General features: G+C 50.1%; 15 protein-coding genes. 12 read left to right on the top strand and 3 right to left on the bottom strand.

Features of this window, described 5'->3' with window-relative positions; translation table 11 throughout:
* The first annotated feature begins 63 nt into the window (after positions 1 to 63).
* Positions 64 to 330 carry a DksA/TraR family C4-type zinc finger protein gene (locus tag OMP95_RS06315; protein ID WP_266327089.1) on the top strand — a complete coding sequence of 89 codons (267 nt, stop codon included), beginning with the start codon at positions 64 to 66 and terminating at the stop codon, positions 328 to 330.
* 59 nt (positions 331 to 389) lie between these two features.
* Here OMP95_RS06315 and prlC read toward each other — a convergent pair whose 3' ends face one another.
* Positions 390 to 2,429 (bottom strand): oligopeptidase A, encoded by a 2,040-nt coding sequence (gene prlC / locus OMP95_RS06310; RefSeq protein WP_266327088.1) that lies wholly within the window; start codon positions 2,427 to 2,429, stop codon positions 390 to 392.
* Between the two features lie 142 nt (positions 2,430 to 2,571).
* Between prlC and OMP95_RS06305 the strand changes: the two genes are divergently transcribed.
* The 10 genes from OMP95_RS06305 to OMP95_RS06260 all read left to right on the top strand — a co-directional run bounded on the left by OMP95_RS06305 (position 2,572) and on the right by OMP95_RS06260 (position 12,796).
* A complete protein-coding gene (locus OMP95_RS06305; protein WP_266327087.1) occupies positions 2,572 to 3,366 on the top strand; it encodes a UDP-2,3-diacylglucosamine diphosphatase in 795 nt (264 codons plus the stop codon).
* A complete protein-coding gene (locus OMP95_RS06300; protein WP_266327086.1) occupies positions 3,366 to 4,418 on the top strand; it encodes a glycosyltransferase family 4 protein in 1,053 nt (350 codons plus the stop codon). Before OMP95_RS06305 ends, OMP95_RS06300 begins: the two co-directional genes overlap by 1 nt.
* A 215-nt stretch (positions 4,419 to 4,633) precedes the next feature.
* A complete protein-coding gene (locus OMP95_RS06295) occupies positions 4,634 to 5,359 on the top strand; it encodes a VacJ family lipoprotein (protein ID WP_266327085.1) in 726 nt (241 codons plus the stop codon).
* Between the two features lie 88 nt (positions 5,360 to 5,447).
* Positions 5,448 to 6,434: a calcium/sodium antiporter gene (locus OMP95_RS06290; protein ID WP_266327084.1), complete on the top strand. Its 987-nt coding sequence runs from the start codon at positions 5,448 to 5,450 to the stop codon at positions 6,432 to 6,434.
* Positions 6,434 to 7,411 (top strand): KpsF/GutQ family sugar-phosphate isomerase, encoded by a 978-nt coding sequence (locus tag OMP95_RS06285; protein WP_266327082.1) that lies wholly within the window; start codon positions 6,434 to 6,436, stop codon positions 7,409 to 7,411. Before OMP95_RS06290 ends, OMP95_RS06285 begins: the two co-directional genes overlap by 1 nt.
* 16 nt (positions 7,412 to 7,427) lie before the next feature.
* Positions 7,428 to 7,961 (top strand): 3-deoxy-manno-octulosonate-8-phosphatase KdsC, encoded by a 534-nt coding sequence (gene kdsC, locus OMP95_RS06280; protein WP_266327144.1) that lies wholly within the window; start codon positions 7,428 to 7,430, stop codon positions 7,959 to 7,961.
* Positions 7,945 to 8,514, top strand: coding sequence for an LPS export ABC transporter periplasmic protein LptC (gene lptC / locus OMP95_RS06275; protein WP_266327080.1), 570 nt, complete (start codon positions 7,945 to 7,947; stop codon positions 8,512 to 8,514). The genes kdsC and lptC overlap by 17 nt, the downstream gene beginning before the upstream one ends.
* Positions 8,498 to 9,304: a lipopolysaccharide transport periplasmic protein LptA gene (lptA, locus tag OMP95_RS06270; protein ID WP_266327078.1), complete on the top strand. Its 807-nt coding sequence runs from the start codon at positions 8,498 to 8,500 to the stop codon at positions 9,302 to 9,304. Before lptC ends, lptA begins: the two co-directional genes overlap by 17 nt.
* Positions 9,305 to 9,321: 17 nt before the next feature.
* Complete coding sequence (gene lptB / locus OMP95_RS06265) at positions 9,322 to 10,047, top strand: LPS export ABC transporter ATP-binding protein (RefSeq protein ID WP_266327076.1); 726 nt, start codon at positions 9,322 to 9,324, stop codon at positions 10,045 to 10,047.
* 61 nt (positions 10,048 to 10,108) lie between these two features.
* Positions 10,109 to 12,796, top strand: coding sequence for an ABC transporter substrate-binding protein (locus OMP95_RS06260; RefSeq protein ID WP_266327074.1), 2,688 nt, complete (start codon positions 10,109 to 10,111; stop codon positions 12,794 to 12,796).
* A gap of 9 nt (positions 12,797 to 12,805) precedes the next feature.
* On the opposite strand, the gene OMP95_RS06255 is transcribed toward OMP95_RS06260, so the two are convergent.
* Positions 12,806 to 13,642 carry a peptidoglycan DD-metalloendopeptidase family protein gene (locus OMP95_RS06255; protein ID WP_266327073.1) on the bottom strand — a complete coding sequence of 279 codons (837 nt, stop codon included), beginning with the start codon at positions 13,640 to 13,642 and terminating at the stop codon, positions 12,806 to 12,808.
* Positions 13,626 to 15,134, bottom strand: coding sequence for an exodeoxyribonuclease VII large subunit (xseA, locus tag OMP95_RS06250; protein ID WP_266327071.1), 1,509 nt, complete (start codon positions 15,132 to 15,134; stop codon positions 13,626 to 13,628). The genes OMP95_RS06255 and xseA overlap by 17 nt, the downstream gene beginning before the upstream one ends.
* A 221-nt stretch (positions 15,135 to 15,355) precedes the next feature.
* Between xseA and guaB the strand changes: the two genes are divergently transcribed.
* Complete coding sequence (gene guaB / locus OMP95_RS06245; RefSeq protein ID WP_266327069.1) at positions 15,356 to 16,819, top strand: IMP dehydrogenase; 1,464 nt, start codon at positions 15,356 to 15,358, stop codon at positions 16,817 to 16,819.
* The last annotated feature ends 34 nt before the right edge of the window (positions 16,820 to 16,853 follow it).

Below are 16,853 nucleotides of genomic sequence, written 5' to 3'. Positions count from 1 at the left end.
GATTCCCTCAAACTTCTCACTATGAGAGAATAAAACTATAAATACAGTCAGTTGGAGGTTGTTATGGCTGGAGGTTGGTCCCGTGATGGAGCCGTTCAAGATCAGATTGATGCCAGTGTTGAAGATGCTGTTAAACACGCTCGTGATAGCTTACCGAAAGGTGAAAGCTTAACCCATTGTGAAGAGTGTGACGCTGAAATCCCACTAAGACGACGAGAGGTCGTTCCCGGCGTTCGTCTGTGCGTGAAATGTCAGGAAATCATCGATAAGGAAAACAAGGCAGCCGGTCTATTCAACCGGCGTGGCAGTAAAGATAGTCAGTTACGCTAAATTTAGCTTTATCTAAAACGAGAAAAGGGGCAGTTGCCCCTTTTCTTATTTTCACCATATCAGGCCGCGATGCCTGAATGCCTCAGCAAGGCATCAATTTCAGGTTCACGCCCCCGGAACTCGATAAACAGTTCCATTGGTTCCCGCGAACCACCCTGCTCCAGGATCGAACTCAAGAATTCCAACCCGGTCTGGCGATCGAAGATGCCTTTTTCCTCAAACTTGGAGAAGGCATCGGCTGATAACACTTCCGCCCATTTATAGCTGTAGTAACCCGCTGCATAACCACCGGCAAAGATATGGGCAAAGCTATGGGCAAAACGGTTGAATTTAGGCGGTTTCACCACAGTAACCTTATCGCGGACTTCGGCCAGGATCTTGTCAACCTGGTGCGCTTCGTCAGGGTTAAACTCCAGGTGCAAGCGGAAGTCGAACAATGAAAACTCCAGTTGTCTCAACATCATCATCGCCGACTGGAAGTTACGCGCCGCGATCATCTTCTGATACAGATCGTCAGGCAGTTTGTCACCGGTTTGATAGTGACCGGAAATCAAGTCCAGCGCTTCACGTTCCCAGCACCAGTTTTCCATAAACTGGCTGGGCAGTTCGACCGCATCCCAGGCCACACCGTTAATGCCAGACACCCCGGCATAATCAATCTTGGTCAGCATATGGTGCAGGCCATGACCGAACTCGTGGAACAAAGTCGTGACTTCATCATGGGTAAACAAAGCCGGTTTATCGCCGACCGGTTCCGAGAAGTTACAGGTCAGAAAAGCGACCGGTGTCTGAATACCATCAGCCGTTTTTCGGCGCACCAGACATTCATCCATCCAGGCACCGCCGCGTTTGTGCTGGCGTGCATACAGATCCAAATAGAACTGACCGCGCAGTTCGCTCTCGGCATCACGAATTTCAAAAAAGCGTACGTCTTTATGCCAGGTATCGACATCTGTACGCTCAGTGATTTCAAGTCCGTACAATTTGTTAACTACCGCAAACAGGCCGGAGACCACTTTGTCTTCCGGGAAATACGGTTTTAATTCTTCCTGCGAAATCGCGTAGCGTTGCTGACGCAGTTTTTCGGCAAAATAGGTCACATCCCAGGCTTCCAGATCCTCCATGCCGGCAGTTTCCTTGGCAAAGGCTTTGAGTTCGGCAAATTCCTTTTCCGCAATCGGCTTGGAGCGGGCGGCCAGATCATTCAAAAATTCCAGCACCTGTTCAGGTGTCTTGGCCATTTTAGTGGCCAGCGAACGCTCGGCATGATTGGCAAAGCCAAGTAATTGCGCCAGCTCATGACGTAATTTGAGGATTTCGGCCATCACTTCAGTGTTGTCCCATTTACCGGCATTAGGCCCTTGGTCAGAGGCTTTGGTGGCAAATGCGGTATACATTTCCTCACGCAGTTCGCGATTGTCGGCATAAGACATCACCGGCATATAGGATGGAAAATCCAGAGTGAACAACCAACCATCGAGGCCGTCCCGTTTGGCAAACTGCTCCGCCATCGCAACCGTCGACTCCGGCAGGCCGGACAGCATCGCTTCATCGGCAATATGTTTTTTCCAGGCATGCGTCGCATCGAGCAGATTTTCCTCGAACTTGGCGCTGAGTTCGGTCAATTTCTGGGTGATTTTTTTATACTGCTCGCGTTGCTCCTGTGCCAATTCAACACCGGACAAACGGAAATCTCTGAGCGCATTATCGATGACTTTTTTCTGCGCCGTATCCAGTTGCTGATACACCGGGCTGTCAGCCAGCGTTTTATACGCTTTATATAAAGCCTCGTTCTGGCCCAGCTCGGTGCCGAACTCGCTGAGTTTGGGCAGGCAGGCATTGTAGGCGCCCCGCAAGGCTTCCGAATTCACCACCGAATTCATATGACTTACCGGTGACCAGACATGATCGATACTGGCTTCAATCTCTTCCATCGGCTCGACCAGGTTTTCCCATGTGGGGTGCTCCAGCTGCGTGAGCAGTTGGTCAACGGCCTCACGGGCTTTATTAATGGCCTGGATCACAGCCGGTTCTACATGCTCCGGTTTAATGCGGGAGAACGGCGGTAAGGTATAAGTTTCAAGTAATGGATTAGTCATATCGGTCCCGGTTAGTCGTGCTGAATTAATTATACGACAGTGTATTCAAAGACTTATCGTCATCATTTTGCAATAAAAAATTAATATTGCTGCAATATTAATCAGATAGTGTGCGCTCAAGATACTAAGCGAAGAGCGCAATATGCAAACACAAGTAAGTCACAAAGAGAAGATAAAAGTTCGCAGTGTCTGGATTTCAGACATTCATCTCGGCTTTCGTGGTTGCAGTGCCGACTTTCTGCTCGATTTCCTGCACAAAGTCGAATGTGATTATTTGTATCTGGTCGGCGACATCATTGATATCTGGGAAATGAAAAAACGCATGTTTTGGCCCCAGGCCCATAATAACGTCATCCGAACCATTCTGGGTAAAGCCAAACATAATACCAAAGTCATCTACGTGCCCGGCAACCATGATGAAGTATTACGCGACTTCGACGGCGCGGTGTTTGGTAATGTCGAAATTCAAAATGAAGTCATTCATACCACGGCCGATAACAAAAAGTTGCTTATCCTGCATGGCGATCAATTTGACAGCGTGGTGAAGTGCTCGCCGTTGCTGGCCAAAATCGGTGGCCGCCTCTACGAACATTTGCTCAGGGTTAATCGCTGGGTCAATTATATACGCCGTAAACTCGGTTTCTCTTACTGGTCTCTGGCCGCTTTTCTCAAGCACAAAGTGAAAAACGCCGTGCAATATATCAGTAACTTTGAAGAAGCCGTAGCCCATGAAGCTGCCCGTCAGGGGGTCGATGGAGTGGTCTGCGGCCATATCCACCGGGCCGAAATTGCCCGTCATCACGATATCGATTATTTCAACTGCGGGGACTGGGTGGAAAGTTGTACCGCGCTGGTCGAACATCCTAATGGTGCAATGGAAATCATCAACTGGACTGAACAAGTGGAACAACCCCAGCAGACGGTTCAGGCAGCCTGATGAAAATCGTTATCGCAACCGATGCCTGGGAGCCTCAGGTTAACGGGGTGGTACGTACCTTAAAACAAACACATGACCACCTTATTTTACTTGGGCATGAAGTCACACTGATCACCCCCGAACTGTTTCGTACCATCCCCTGTCCCAGCTACCCCAGCATCCCGCTGGCCTTATTTCCCGGCCGCAAAGTTGGCAAAATTCTTGATGATCTGGATGCTAACGCCATTCATATCGCCACCGAAGGGCCGATAGGCATGGCCGCTCGCAGTTGGTGTCTGCGAAACGGCATCAAATTCACAACGTCTTATCACACACAGTTTCCGGAATACCTCCGGCTCAGAGCCCCGATTCCACTCAGCTGGAGTTATGCCTGGCTCAGACGCTTTCATGGCAAAGCAGAGCGCACCTTAGTGCCGACCCGTTCGCAACAGGAGCGCCTGTATCAACACGGCTTCGAACAGGTAGCAGTCTGGGGCCGTGGCGTCGATACTCATATTTTTTCACCGGAAAAACCACAAAATCTGAATTTGCCCGGCCCGATCCTGCTCAATATGGGACGGGTCGCGGTGGAAAAAAATATTGAGGCCTTCCTCGATATCAATGTGCCCGGCAGCAAAGTGGTGGTGGGTGATGGTCCCGATCTGACACAGTTACAGCAACGTTATCCCGATGTATTGTTTACCGGTGCCAAATTCGGCAAGGAACTGGCCTCTTATGTAGCCGCGGCCGATGTGTTTGTGTTTCCCAGCAAAACCGACACTTTTGGTCTTGTGCTGCTGGAAGCTTTGGCCTGTGGTGTACCTGTTGCAGCTTATCCGGTCACAGGTCCCGCTGATATTATCGAAAATGGTGTGACAGGCTTCCTGGATGAAGACCTGAATAAAGCAGTACTGGCAGCACAATCACTGGATAAAAACCAGTGTATCGCGTTTGCAAAAAACAATAGCTGGTTAACCTGCACCGAGGTATTTGCCGGGCTTATGCACGATAATCACCCCCAAACAGATAAAGATGATCCCGCTATTACCAACCAGGCCTTCTGGTGTCTGTGATCTATACCTAAAACTGCAACTGCACGATATCCGCGAGAGAAGAAACTGCCTGATATCTGCATTTCCAGGTTGTTTCGGTATAAACACTACTTGTTGTTTTTTTACAACCTTCTCAATTCTGCGTGGTGATAGTTACAACAGATAACTTGATCGACATCGGTCAGCGTGAGATTATTCCCAAGTCAAATATAAGAATAAACAGGGACCTTCATTCGATGCCTAGTTACCACTCTTTTTTTAGAATCGGTCTGGTTTCGGCCATTCTGCTAATGACCGGCTGTGCCGCCACCAATCAATCAGCCGACGTTAACGATCCATTGGAACGATATAACCGTGCCATGTTCAAGTTTAACGATACCGTCGATGCCGCCATCATTAAACCCGTCGCCAAAGGGTATGACACAGTCATGCCGGATCCTTTCAGTCATGGCATCAGCAACTTCTTCAGCAATCTGAATGATATTACGATTATTATCAATGATCTGCTTCAGTTCAAATTTGAGCAGGCTTTCCAAGATACCGGCCGTTTTGTATTGAACAGTACGGTAGGGGTTGCCGGTATTTTTGATGTGGCCAGCCTGTCCGGTTACACCAAAAACAATGAAGACTTCGGTCAAACTCTCGGCGTCTGGGGTGCCGAACCCGGCGCTTATGTCGTGTTGCCTTTCTTTGGTCCGCGTACCGTGCGTGATTCTTTCGGCCTGGTTGGTGACTACTTCTCTGATCCGATTACTTATATTGAAGGCCCGGGCGCGCGTAATGCCTTTCTGGCTACCCGCATCGTCGACACACGTGCCAACCTGCTGAAAGCAGAAAAAGTTCTGGATGAAGCAGCCATTGATGAATACAGCTACGTGCGTGATGCCTACCTGCAGCGTCGTCAACATCTGATTTATGATGGCAATCCTCCTGAGGAAGATTTCGACGTTTTCTCGGATTAGCGACAATTATCTCCTAAGCACCTATAATAAACAGCCGGGTTTTGACCCGGCTTTTTTGTATTTTACAGCCCGCTTTTAACGGACATTCATGACTACTATTTTATTTATTCTCGCCATTGTCGCTGGATTCGCTGTTTTGATATGGGGAGCTGATCGCTTTATTGATGGCGCTGCCAATATTGCAACCAATTTTGGGGTATCACCGTTGATAGTAGGCCTGACCATTGTCGGTTTCGGTACCTCGGCGCCGGAAATGATGGTTTCGGCATTAGCCGCATTTGATGACGCTCCCGCATTAGGTATTGGTAATGCCATCGGCTCTAATATCACCAACGTCGGCTTGGTGCTTGGTATCACCACCCTGATTACACCGCTGGTGGTTCATTCCGACACGTTGCGTCGCGAATTCCCGGTGCTGGCTTTTATCATGCTGTTGTCGTTACTGTTGGTGGTGGATGGCAACCTGGGTTTGCTGGATGGCAGTATTCTGTTTGCCGGTTTCATCTTGACGTTATGTGGCATGGCATGGCTGGCTTTACGCGGCAGCGGCCATGACGATCCGCTGGAAACTGAATTCGCGCAGGAATACGCCAGCCCGAAAATGAGTGCGGGCCGGGCCGGCTGGTTTTTTATCAGTGGACTGGTTGCCTTGCTGATTGGCTCCAAATCGCTGGTGTGGGGAGCAACCGGTGTTGCCCACCTGCTCGGTGTCAGCGATCTGGTTATCGGCCTGACCATCGTCGCCATTGGTACCAGTCTGCCGGAACTTGCCGCTTCTGTGATCTCAGCATTGAAAAACGAACATGATATTGCCGTTGGTAATATCCTGGGTTCCAATATTTTTAATTTACTCGCGGTACTGGCGATGCCGGCCCTAATTGCCCCCTCAAATATTGACCCCATGCTGCTTTATCGTGACTTCCCGTTCATGATCGTGTTAGCTGCAGGCCTGTACCTGTTCGCCCGCTTTTGCTCCCAAGGGCGCATCGGCAGAAGTGCCGGCATGTTGATGCTGATGATTTATATCGGTTATAACAGCCTACTGGCATATCAAAATACTACGGGCCTGAGCTGATGACGATAGAGCATGACAAGCTGAAAAAGCTTGCTTTAGCGGTTATTGATACCGAGCTGGAGGCTGTTTCAATCCTGCGTGAGCGTATCAACGATGATTTTCTCAAGGCCTGCGAGTTCATGCTTCACTGCCAGGGCCGCATTGTTGTTATCGGTATGGGTAAATCAGGCCATATCGGCGGCAAAATAGCAGCTACTCTAGCCAGTACCGGCACGCCTGCTTTTTTTGTACATCCCGGTGAAGCCAGCCACGGCGATTTAGGCATGATTACTGATAAGGATGTGGTACTGGCTTTATCCAACTCGGGTGAAACCAGTGAAGTTCTGACTATCCTGCCCTTAATAAAACGTCTGGGCGTCCCGTTAATCGCGATGACCGGCAAACCCGACTCTACCGTGGCTAAATATGCCAGCGCCCTTCTTAACGTCTCCGTTGCCCGGGAAGCCTGCCCACTGGGCCTGGCGCCGACCTCCAGCACCACCGCGGCATTGGTGATGGGGGACGCACTGGCTGTCGCCTTGCTTGAAGCCAGGGGATTCACGGCAAATGACTTTGCCATGTCTCATCCCGGCGGCTTATTGGGACGCCGATTGTTGCTGCATGTCAGCGATATCATGCACACCGGCGATGCGGTTCCACAGATCCACAAATCAGCACTGATCAGCGAAGCATTAATCGAAATGTCCGCCAAGGGCCTGGGTATGACCGCGATTACTGATGACAATAACGAAATCGCCGGCATCTTCACCGACGGTGACTTGCGGCGGGTGCTGGCACAGGAAATCAATATTCATACGCAAACCCTGTCGGCATTTATGACAAAAGATTGCAAAACCGGCCGCCCTGACATGCTGGCCGCGGAAGCATTGGAACTGATGCAGCGTTATAAGATTAATGCTTTGCTGATTCTGAACGATAAACGCCAACTGACCGGTGCCATCAATATGCACGATCTGTTGCGCGCAGGCGTGGTTTAACAACAATCAACAGACCCTGGGAACACATATGCAAGATATTCTGGAAAAGGCTGAAAAAATTAAACTGGTGGTATTTGATGTTGACGGTGTACTCACTGATGGCAGCATTATCATCGGTGATGATGGTCAGGAATACAAAGCGTTCAATTCCCGTGACGGCCATGGCATGAAACTGCTGCAATACACCGGTGTCGAAATTGCCATTATTACCGGCCGCACATCAAAAACCGTTGAACACCGTATGCAAGGGCTGGGGATCAATCATGTCTACCAGGGCCAGCGCATCAAATTACCGGTATTTGAAAAACTGGTTAAAGAATTAGGCCTGTCTCCTGAACAGTGTGCTTATGTGGGTGATGACTGGGTCGACCTGGCCATCCTGAGCAGGGTCGGCCTCGCTGTTGCGGTACAGGATGCCGATCCGGTAGTTAAAAAACATGCGCACTGGATAACGCCCTCGGCAGGCGGTAGAGGCGCAGCACGTGAAGTATGCGAATTGATTATGGAAGCCCAGGGAAACCTGCAGGATCAAATTGAACGCCATTTTTAATATTCCTTTTTATGCCAAGCTGGCCCTGTTCGCTGTGGCCTTGCTCAGCCTCTGGCTGATCATTGACGATTCTGATCCATCCGGCAAAACACTGCGTGAAATCCATCGCACCAGCGATTACGCAATGACAGATTTCACCATGACCGTGATGGACGCAAACGGTGTACCTTCCCGTATTATTCAGGGTGAAGAAATTGCACATTTCCCCCACGATGATTCCACTGAAATCATCCAGCCTATTGCTGAATTTATGCAACCTGGCAACGACACCTGGATTATTCAATCGGAACATGGTCACACACAGGGAAAAGGTGAGAATATCCTGCTGACAGGAAATGTTATTATCACCAACAAAGACAATCCTGAATTTAAACTGTTGACCGAAAAACTAACGCTGGATACCGTTTATAACACCGCCTACACGGATGAGGCTGTTACGATTCATTCACCTCATGGTGATACCCATTCCGTCGGGCTGCATGCGGCACTGGAAGATGAAACAATAAACCTGCATTCCAAGGTGAGAGGACAATACGATGCACCTGCAAACTAAATTGATGGCTTTATTGATCTTGACTGTGCCGGTGCTGAGTTGGGCGTTGCCCAGTGATCGCGAGCAGCCGATCAATATTGAAGCCGATCATGCCCAGTTGGATGACAAAGAAGGCATCACCCAATATAAAGGTGATGCCATCCTGACTCAGGGTACGTTGAAAATAACAGGCGATATCATCACCTTCTTTTATGACGAAAACAAACAACTCACCAAAGCCGTAGCGCAGGGCAAACTGGCAACCTACGAGCAAGTTCAGAAACCAGGCGAAGCACCGGTCCGTGCCCGTGCTTTGCAAATGGAATACTATGCTGACCGCCAAAAGATCTATTTGCTGGGCGAGGGACATGTCTGGCAGGCAGGCGATGAGTTTACCGGCAACAGAATTGAATACGATATCAACAACAATGTGGTCACCGCTAATTCCGCCCCTATTACCGTCGGAGGCGAAACACAGAAAAAAGGGCGTGTACACATTATCATTCAACCGCCGGGCACCCAGAAAAAGACCACACCGGTTAAGCCCGGTTCGGAAAAAACTACCCAGCCCAAAGCTCCGTCACAAACACCCCCTACTGGCGACAGTAGCGATAAATCCTATCCTACCGCGATCACCACCACACGCCTGAATGTACGTACCGGTCCGGGCACACATTACAACAAAATAGGCACCTATGATCAGGGGCTGGAAGTGATTGTATTGACCCGCCAGCAATCATGGGCCCAGGTACGCGGCATGATTGACGGAGACGTCGTTATCGGTTGGGTTAACCAACGCTATCTTCAATAAGCTTATTCAAAGGCAGTATGAGTATTTTATCCGCGCAACAATTAGCGAAACGTTTTGGCGACCGTCAGGTTGTCAAAGATATCTCTCTGGATGTCAAAAGTGGTGAAATTGTCGGTCTGCTGGGGCCTAACGGTGCAGGCAAAACCACGAGTTTTTATATGATTGTCGGACTGATTCCGGTTGATCATGGCAACATCCACCTTGACCAGCAAGAACTCACCGATTACCCGATTCATGAGCGTGCCCGTCTGGGCATCGGTTACCTGCCACAGGAAGCATCGGTATTTCGCAAACTCAGCGTGGAAGACAATCTGTTTGCGATTATCGAAACCCGTAAAGATCTGGATGATGGTGCCAAATATGATCTGCTCGAACGCCTACTGCAAGATTTCCATATCGATCACATCCGTCAATCAAAAGGTATGGCGTTATCCGGCGGTGAGCGGCGCCGGGTTGAGATCGCCCGCGCTTTGGCAATGGATCCGCAATTTATTCTGCTGGATGAACCTTTTGCCGGCGTCGATCCGATTTCGGTGCTGGATATTCAGGGCATTATCAAAGAATTGTCCGAACGTGGTATCGGCATCCTTATTACCGATCACAATGTGCGGGAAACCCTCAAAGTTTGCCAGCGCGCCTATATCTTCAACGAAGGCGAAGTCATTGCCCGCGGTACACCGGATGAAATTCTCCGCGATAAACGGGTACTGAGTGTCTATCTGGGCCGTGATTTCAGAATGTAATGGCTAGGGCCTGTTTGATTTGTCCCGTTACTATGATGCGATGAACTCAACCCAATCCCTTATGAAACTAATCACCTACTTCACTGCTGCGCTTTTATGGTTCTGCTTTACAGTTGAGGCCAGCGAGCATGACACCGCTGAACTGCAACCTGTGTCCATCAAGCTGCAATGGCAGCACCAGTTTCAGTTTGCCGGTATCTATGCAGCTCAAGAAAAAGGTTTTTATCGGGATGCCGGTTTTGATGTCAGCATCCTCACCGGCCGCACGCACCCTTACGATGAGGTAGAAAACGGCGAAGTGGAATTCGGTATTTCCGGAACCAGTATTATCGTTGAGTATCTCAAGGGCAGACCGCTGGTCGCGCTCGGCGCCACGTTTCAGAATAGCCCTTATGTCTGGCTGGTCACTGCCGATTCAGGCATTTACTCTGCTGCTGACTTTGTTGGCAAAACCCTGACCAGACAGTCCTATGCCGATGATCTGGCGGCCATCTTTCTCAAACAAGATATTAATACGGACTTGATTAATTTTATCGAACCCTCTGCCACTGATATTGATAATCTGATTGCTGGCCGTGTCGATGGCCTGACTGCTTATGTGTCCAATGAACCCTTCATCATGGTGCAACACCAGGTACCCTACCGCACCATTGCTCCCAAGGACTATGGCATCAATTTCTACAGTGACATCCTGTTTACCTCCAGGCAGTTTCTGGAAAAAAACCCTGAAACAGTAAAAGCATTCCGTGAGGCCACATACAAAGGCTGGCGTTACGCAGTTGAGCACCGCAATGAAATCATTGACCTGATTCTGAACAAATACAATGTACAGAATAAATCACGCACACATTTGCAGTTTGAAGCCGATCAACTGATCAGGCTCAGTCTCTACCCGACTGTTGATTTTGGTCATATGACGCAGGATCGCTGGCAACAGATTGCTGATATTTATCAAGAGCTGGGCCTGTACGATTCCTCCCATGGGCTGGAAGGTTTCTTTTACCAGGACCCCATGAAGGACTCCAATTTGTTCCAGTGGCTGGCCGGCATTCTGGCATTCATCAGCATCTTCACGCTGATTTGTTATCTATTAAAAAAACATCATAATAAAATACTGACTGAACAAATCCGCCAGCAAACGGCGTCACTTCAAGACGAACTCAGGAAAAGAGAAGCACTTGAAGTTGCCGCCCATCATGAAAGCCTGCGTCTGCAAACCCTGCTCGACAATACGATTGACAGTGTCATTACCATCAACGCGTCCGGCCTCATCGAAAATTACAACAAAGCTTCGATCGCCTTGTTTGGTTATCAGCCTGAGGAAGTGCTGGGCCAGAACATCACCATGTTGATGCCTGCCGGTTATCGTGATCTGCACAAACTGGGCATGGCACGTTTTATGTCCACCGAAACAAGTCGAATCCTGGGTAAACCCATTGAAGTCGAAGCCCGGCACAAAAATGGCAGCAGTTTTCCAGTTGAACTCACCATCAGTGACTTCCAATGGGAAGGACAATATATGTTTACCGGTATCGCCCGCGATATTTCCCAACAAAAGACCGAACAACAAGCGTTGCTGGAGGCAAAACTGGAAGCCGAACGGGCCAACAATGCCAAATCAGAATTCCTGTCGGCAATGAGTCACGAATTACGTACACCGCTCAACGGCATTCTGGGTTTCTCGCAACTATTATTGAGTGATAGTCAAACGCCCCTCAGCACACAGCAACTGTCCAATGTAAAACAAATTATGCATAACGGTGAACACCTGCTGACATTGATTAACGATGTGTTGGAACTGTCCAAAATCGAGGCAGGCAATATTACAACCGCCCATGAACCTGTAGCTGTTGCCAATGTGATAGAACAATGCCTGCCCATGCTGCAAACACTGGCCGACAACCATGATGTACATATTAAGGTACTGGACACCACCGATGCTATCGTGATGGCAGACTTTACCAAACTGAAACAAGTCTTTATCAACCTGGTCACTAATGCCATCAAATACAACAAATCCGGTGGTAAGGTTCTGATCAATGCCAGTGTGCAAACACATAACAACACATTCAAATTAACCGTAACGGATAGCGGCCAGGGTATTGCCGCAGATAAACAGGCTCAGGTCTTTACCGCATTTGAACGGCTGGGTCAGGAACATGCCGATATTGAAGGTAGCGGAGTCGGCCTCAGCATCAGTAAACGGCTGATCGATGCCATGGGCGGCCAAATAAACTTTACCAGCACCGAGGGGCGCGGCAGCAGTTTCTGGATCGAATTGCCGCTGTCCGCCCAACAGGCCGATACCACCAATCAGTTCGAAAAACTGACAGCACAATTCGACAAGACATTAACGTCGCGGCGTACTGATAGTGAACGTCCGCTACATCTCAAACATGTACTTTACATCGAAGATAACCCGGCTAATATTCGCCTTATAGAAGTATTTTTCTCACGTATCAAACAGGTCTGTCTGCATACCTGCGAAAGTGCGGAAACCGGACTGGAACTGCTCAAAACCATGCGGCCGGATGTAATTTTGATGGATATCAATTTGCCGGGCATGTCAGGTATTGACGCCATGCGTACGCTAAAGGAAACACCAGAATATGCTGATATTGCCGTCATTGCTTTGAGCGCCGCGGCAATGAAAGAAAATATCGATGCTGCTGATGATTTGTTCAAAGCCTATATCACCAAACCGGTTGACTTCAACCTGCTGACACGGGCTTTGCAGCCTTACCTATAAGTCTAAGTACTAGCGCTCACGACGAGGCGGAAAAAATAATCTCGGCTCCACCCGCTCATCGTTAAGACTGACGCCCAAATGCAGGTGCGGCCCGGTTACCCGCCCGGTCGCCCCGACCGTACCAATCACTTCACCCTGCTTGACGCTCTGGCCGGTTTTCACATCAATACGGTCCATATGACAGAACATGGTTACCAGCCCCTGTCCATGGTCGATAAACACCGTATTGCCGTTAAAGAAATAATCACCGGTATCACGCACCACACCTTCAGCAGGGGCATGAATTGCGGTTCCTGTCGGCGCAGCGATATCCATGCCGCTATGCGGCTTGCGCGGCTCGCCGTTAAATACCCGTCGACGACCGAACAGACCACTGATCTCGCCTTCTATCGGCCAGATAAAGTTGAAAGGAATAACGTCTTTCTCCGTCCAGTGCTTGAGTGCCTTGTTGATTTTGGCCGTTTCGCGGTTAATACGCTCCATATCCAGTTTGGTCGGGTTAACCTTGCGTTTGTCTGTGATGGTGATGTGCTGAGTGGGGTAAGCCTTATCAGCAATATCAAAGATGGCTGTGCTTTGCTCACTGCCACGTGTCACCTGAATTTTATGGCTGCCCGCTTTGGCTGTTAACGGTACGCCGAGCACCGCCTGCCACTGACCGTCTGCCGCCACCACCATCACCGGTTTGTTTTGGAAACTGACGGCAGGTTTCTTTTCCGTGTCCAGACTCAGCGGAATATTCACCACTCCGCCCGGCACGGCCGACTGTTGCGGCAGGCTGGCCGCCCATACATTAGAAATCAGCAATAAACTTAATATTGCCACCAGCCTACTTATCAGAGACATTTTTTACCTCACAATCCAATCTGCCTTGATGCAACCGTACCCGGACCGATTGTCCGACTTCAATATCAGTGGCGCGGGTAATCACTTCATCCGACTCCGCCACAGTGGTGATACTGTATCCGCGCTCCAGCGTATTAAGCGGGCTTACCGCTGCCAGGGTTCTGACTTGCTGGGCCAGCATTTGTCTGGCGGCATCCAATTGCTGCTGCATCAGACGATGCAGTTGTTTTTGCACACTCGCCACATGCTGTTGTTGCCCGGCAATTCGGCTAGCGGGAAGCTGCCTGTTTAAACGCTGGCGCAGAGAAGAAAACAAGCTCAGCGCTTGTTGCTGCTGATTCTTGAATGCCTGTTCCAGCCTGCGTTGCAGCGTATTCAAGTTCACTTTCTGGTTATCGATTTGTGCCTGCGGATGTTTCAGTCTGGCCGCCAGATAATCCAATTGCTGCTGCCGGTTAAGCCAGGCTCTTTGCCAGGCAGCATCCAGCATTTTTTTGTTTCGTGTCAGCAACTGGGTTTGCTGTGCCAGTTGCCAGTCCGGACGTGGCAGCCTTCTTTGCAGATGTTGTAAATGACGTTGTTCGCCCGCCAGAAATTGACGTGTCATCGAAGTCAGTCGTTGTGTCAGCCCCTGCATTCTTGCCAGCAACTGCCTGGCATCCGGCACCGCTATCTCGGCAGCGGCTGACGGTGTCGGCGCTCTGACATCAGCGACAAAATCAGTGATAGTGAAGTCTATTTCATGGCCGACAGCCGATATAATGGGCAGTTCGCAGGCAAAGAGAGTGCGCGCCAGCTGTTCATCGTTGAAACTCCACAAATCTTCCAGTGATCCGCCGCCCCGTCCGACAATCAGCACATCACATTCTTTGCGTTCATCGGCCAGACGAATGGCTTGTGCAATCTGCCTTGCGGCTGACTCACCCTGTACCGCCACCGGATACAAAATAACGTCGACGGCAGGAAAACGTCTTTTCAGCACACTGAGAATATCGTGTACCGCCGCGCCGTCAGGTGATGAGACTATGCCTATGGTCTGCGGCAACTCGGGGATCGGTTTTTTGTATTTTTCATCAAACAGGCCTTCCTGCCCGAGACGTTGTTTCAGCGCTTCATAAGCACGTTGCAAGGCGCCGCTACCGGCCTCTTCCATGTGCTCAACCACCAGCTGAAATTCACCGCGGCCTTCGTAAAGCGTGACACGCACCCGCAACAAGACCTGCATGCCGTTTTCAGGGGTAAAGCGCAGTTGCTGGTTACGATTGCGAAACATTGCGCAACGTACCTGTGCGGCTTCATCTTTCAAGGTGAAATAGATATGGCCTGAGGCAGGCATCGCAAGATTGGAGATCTCGCCTTCAACCCACAACAGGGGAAACGAGCCTTCCAGCAACACACGCGCTTCACGCACCAGTCTAGACACGGCATACACATCCTTGACGGCGCGATTTGCCAGCGCGGGCCGGTTATCAGATGTATTAAGTGATGCCATAAACCCTTAGTGCTCCTTCAATGTGATATTTTCGGTTTCAGCGTCCCTGTGGTGTCCTGCTGCAGTGTTACGGTGCCTGACAAGGGAGTGGACATTCACTGCGAGCTGCGCCTTGACCTGAACACTGACAGACCAACTGAACTCCAAAATATCACATTGAAGGAGCACTTTCCTGATATAATTACGCGATCATATTACAGGTAATTTCAGGAACGTGCCCAATGAGAATTGCTCAAGAAGCCCTGACGTTTGATGATGTACTGCTACTGCCTGCGTACTCAAACGTTCTCCCTCGCGATGTCAGTCTGACCACCAAATTGACACGTAATATCACTATCAACATCCCTCTGCTGTCAGCGGCAATGGATACGGTCACCGAGAGTCGTCTGGCCATTGCGATGGCGCAAGAAGGCGGGTTGGGTATTCTGCACAAAAACATGACCATTGAGCAACAGGCCGATGAAGTCCGTAAGGTCAAAAAATTCGAAAGCGGCGTGGTACGTGACCCGATTACGGTCAGCCCTAACACCACTATCGGTGAAGTTGTCGAGCTGACCCGTTCCCACAATATTTCCGGTGTCCCGGTTGTCGATGGTGACGATCTGGTCGGCATTGTCACCAGCCGTGACCTGCGTTTCGAAACCCACTTCGAAAACCCGGTTTCAGCAATTATGACCAAGAAAGACAAACTGGTCACGGTCAAAGAAGACGCATCACGCGATGAAGTGCTCGGCCTGTTGCACACTAACCGTATCGAGAAAGTGCTGGTTGTCGATGATAGCTTCCACCTGACAGGCATGATCACAGTCAAAGATATTCAAAAACAAACGGACAATCCACGTGCATCAAAAGATGCGCAGGAACGTTTGCGTGTTGGTGCCGCGGTCGGTATCGGCACAGAAAGTCAGGTGCGGGTCGAGGCATTGGCGCAAGCTGGCGTTGATGTGATTGTGGTTGATACCGCCCACGGCCACTCACAAGGCGTTCTGGATCAGGTTCGCTGGGTAAAACAAAACTTCCCTGAAGTGCAGGTTATCGGCGGCAATATCGCCACAGGCGCAGCGGCATTGGCGCTGGTCGAAGCCGGTGCAGATGCAGTTAAAGTAGGCATCGGTCCCGGTTCCATCTGTACTACCCGTATCGTTGCCGGTGTCGGCGTCCCGCAAATCAGTGCCATCAGCAATGTGGCCGAGGCTTTGGAAGGCACGGGTGTACCGCTGATTGCCGATGGCGGTATCCGCTACTCGGGTGATATTGCCAAAGCACTGGTCGCCGGTGCTCACACCATCATGATCGGCGGCATGTTTGCCGGTACGGAAGAAGCGCCGGGTGAAGTCGAGCTTTACCAGGGCCGTGCTTACAAATCCTACCGTGGCATGGGTTCTCTGGGTGCGATGCAGCAAAAACAAGGCTCCAGCGACCGCTACTTCCAGGAATCCAGCGAAGCCGACAAACTGGTACCGGAAGGCATCGAAGGCCGAGTACCGTTCAAAGGCAGTCTGGGCGCAGTGGTTCACCAACTGCTAGGCGGTATTCGTGCCAGCATGGGTTATACCGGTTCAGCCACGATTGATGAAATGCGTACCAAACCGCAATTCGTTAAAGTCACATCTGCCGGTATGAGTGAAAGCCACGTCCATGACGTTACCATTATCAAAGAAGCGCCGAACTACCGCGTTAATTAATGGCCTGCCTGATATCGCTGCCCCGCTTCGGGGC

Origin of the sequence: Methylophaga sp. OBS4, from assembly GCF_026319305.1 — a bacterium.
In the GTDB taxonomy this organism is placed as follows: Bacteria; Pseudomonadota; Gammaproteobacteria; order Nitrosococcales; family Methylophagaceae; genus Methylophaga.
Note: the sequence above shows the minus strand (reverse complement) of the source record. Positions and strands in the feature narration are given on the sequence as shown.

What these genes read in the sequence shown, in the direction of transcription:
- OMP95_RS06290 (WP_266327084.1), top strand. Translation starts at nt 5,448, where the DNA reads ATGACTACTATTTTATTTATTCTCGCCATTGTCGCTGGATTCGCTGTT.
- OMP95_RS06255 (WP_266327073.1), bottom strand. Translation starts at nt 13,642, where the DNA reads ATGTCTCTGATAAGTAGGCTGGTGGCAATATTAAGTTTATTGCTGATT.
- OMP95_RS06295 (WP_266327085.1), top strand. Translation starts at nt 4,634, where the DNA reads ATGCCTAGTTACCACTCTTTTTTTAGAATCGGTCTGGTTTCGGCCATT.
- OMP95_RS06300 (WP_266327086.1), top strand. Translation starts at nt 3,366, where the DNA reads ATGAAAATCGTTATCGCAACCGATGCCTGGGAGCCTCAGGTTAACGGG.
- guaB (WP_266327069.1), top strand. Translation starts at nt 15,356, where the DNA reads ATGAGAATTGCTCAAGAAGCCCTGACGTTTGATGATGTACTGCTACTG.
- xseA (WP_266327071.1), bottom strand. Translation starts at nt 15,134, where the DNA reads ATGGCATCACTTAATACATCTGATAACCGGCCCGCGCTGGCAAATCGC.
- OMP95_RS06260 (WP_266327074.1), top strand. Translation starts at nt 10,109, where the DNA reads ATGAAACTAATCACCTACTTCACTGCTGCGCTTTTATGGTTCTGCTTT.
- OMP95_RS06285 (WP_266327082.1), top strand. Translation starts at nt 6,434, where the DNA reads ATGACGATAGAGCATGACAAGCTGAAAAAGCTTGCTTTAGCGGTTATT.
- OMP95_RS06315 (WP_266327089.1), top strand. Translation starts at nt 64, where the DNA reads ATGGCTGGAGGTTGGTCCCGTGATGGAGCCGTTCAAGATCAGATTGAT.
- prlC (WP_266327088.1), bottom strand. Translation starts at nt 2,429, where the DNA reads ATGACTAATCCATTACTTGAAACTTATACCTTACCGCCGTTCTCCCGC.
- OMP95_RS06305 (WP_266327087.1), top strand. Translation starts at nt 2,572, where the DNA reads ATGCAAACACAAGTAAGTCACAAAGAGAAGATAAAAGTTCGCAGTGTC.
- lptB (WP_266327076.1), top strand. Translation starts at nt 9,322, where the DNA reads ATGAGTATTTTATCCGCGCAACAATTAGCGAAACGTTTTGGCGACCGT.
- lptA (WP_266327078.1), top strand. Translation starts at nt 8,498, where the DNA reads ATGCACCTGCAAACTAAATTGATGGCTTTATTGATCTTGACTGTGCCG.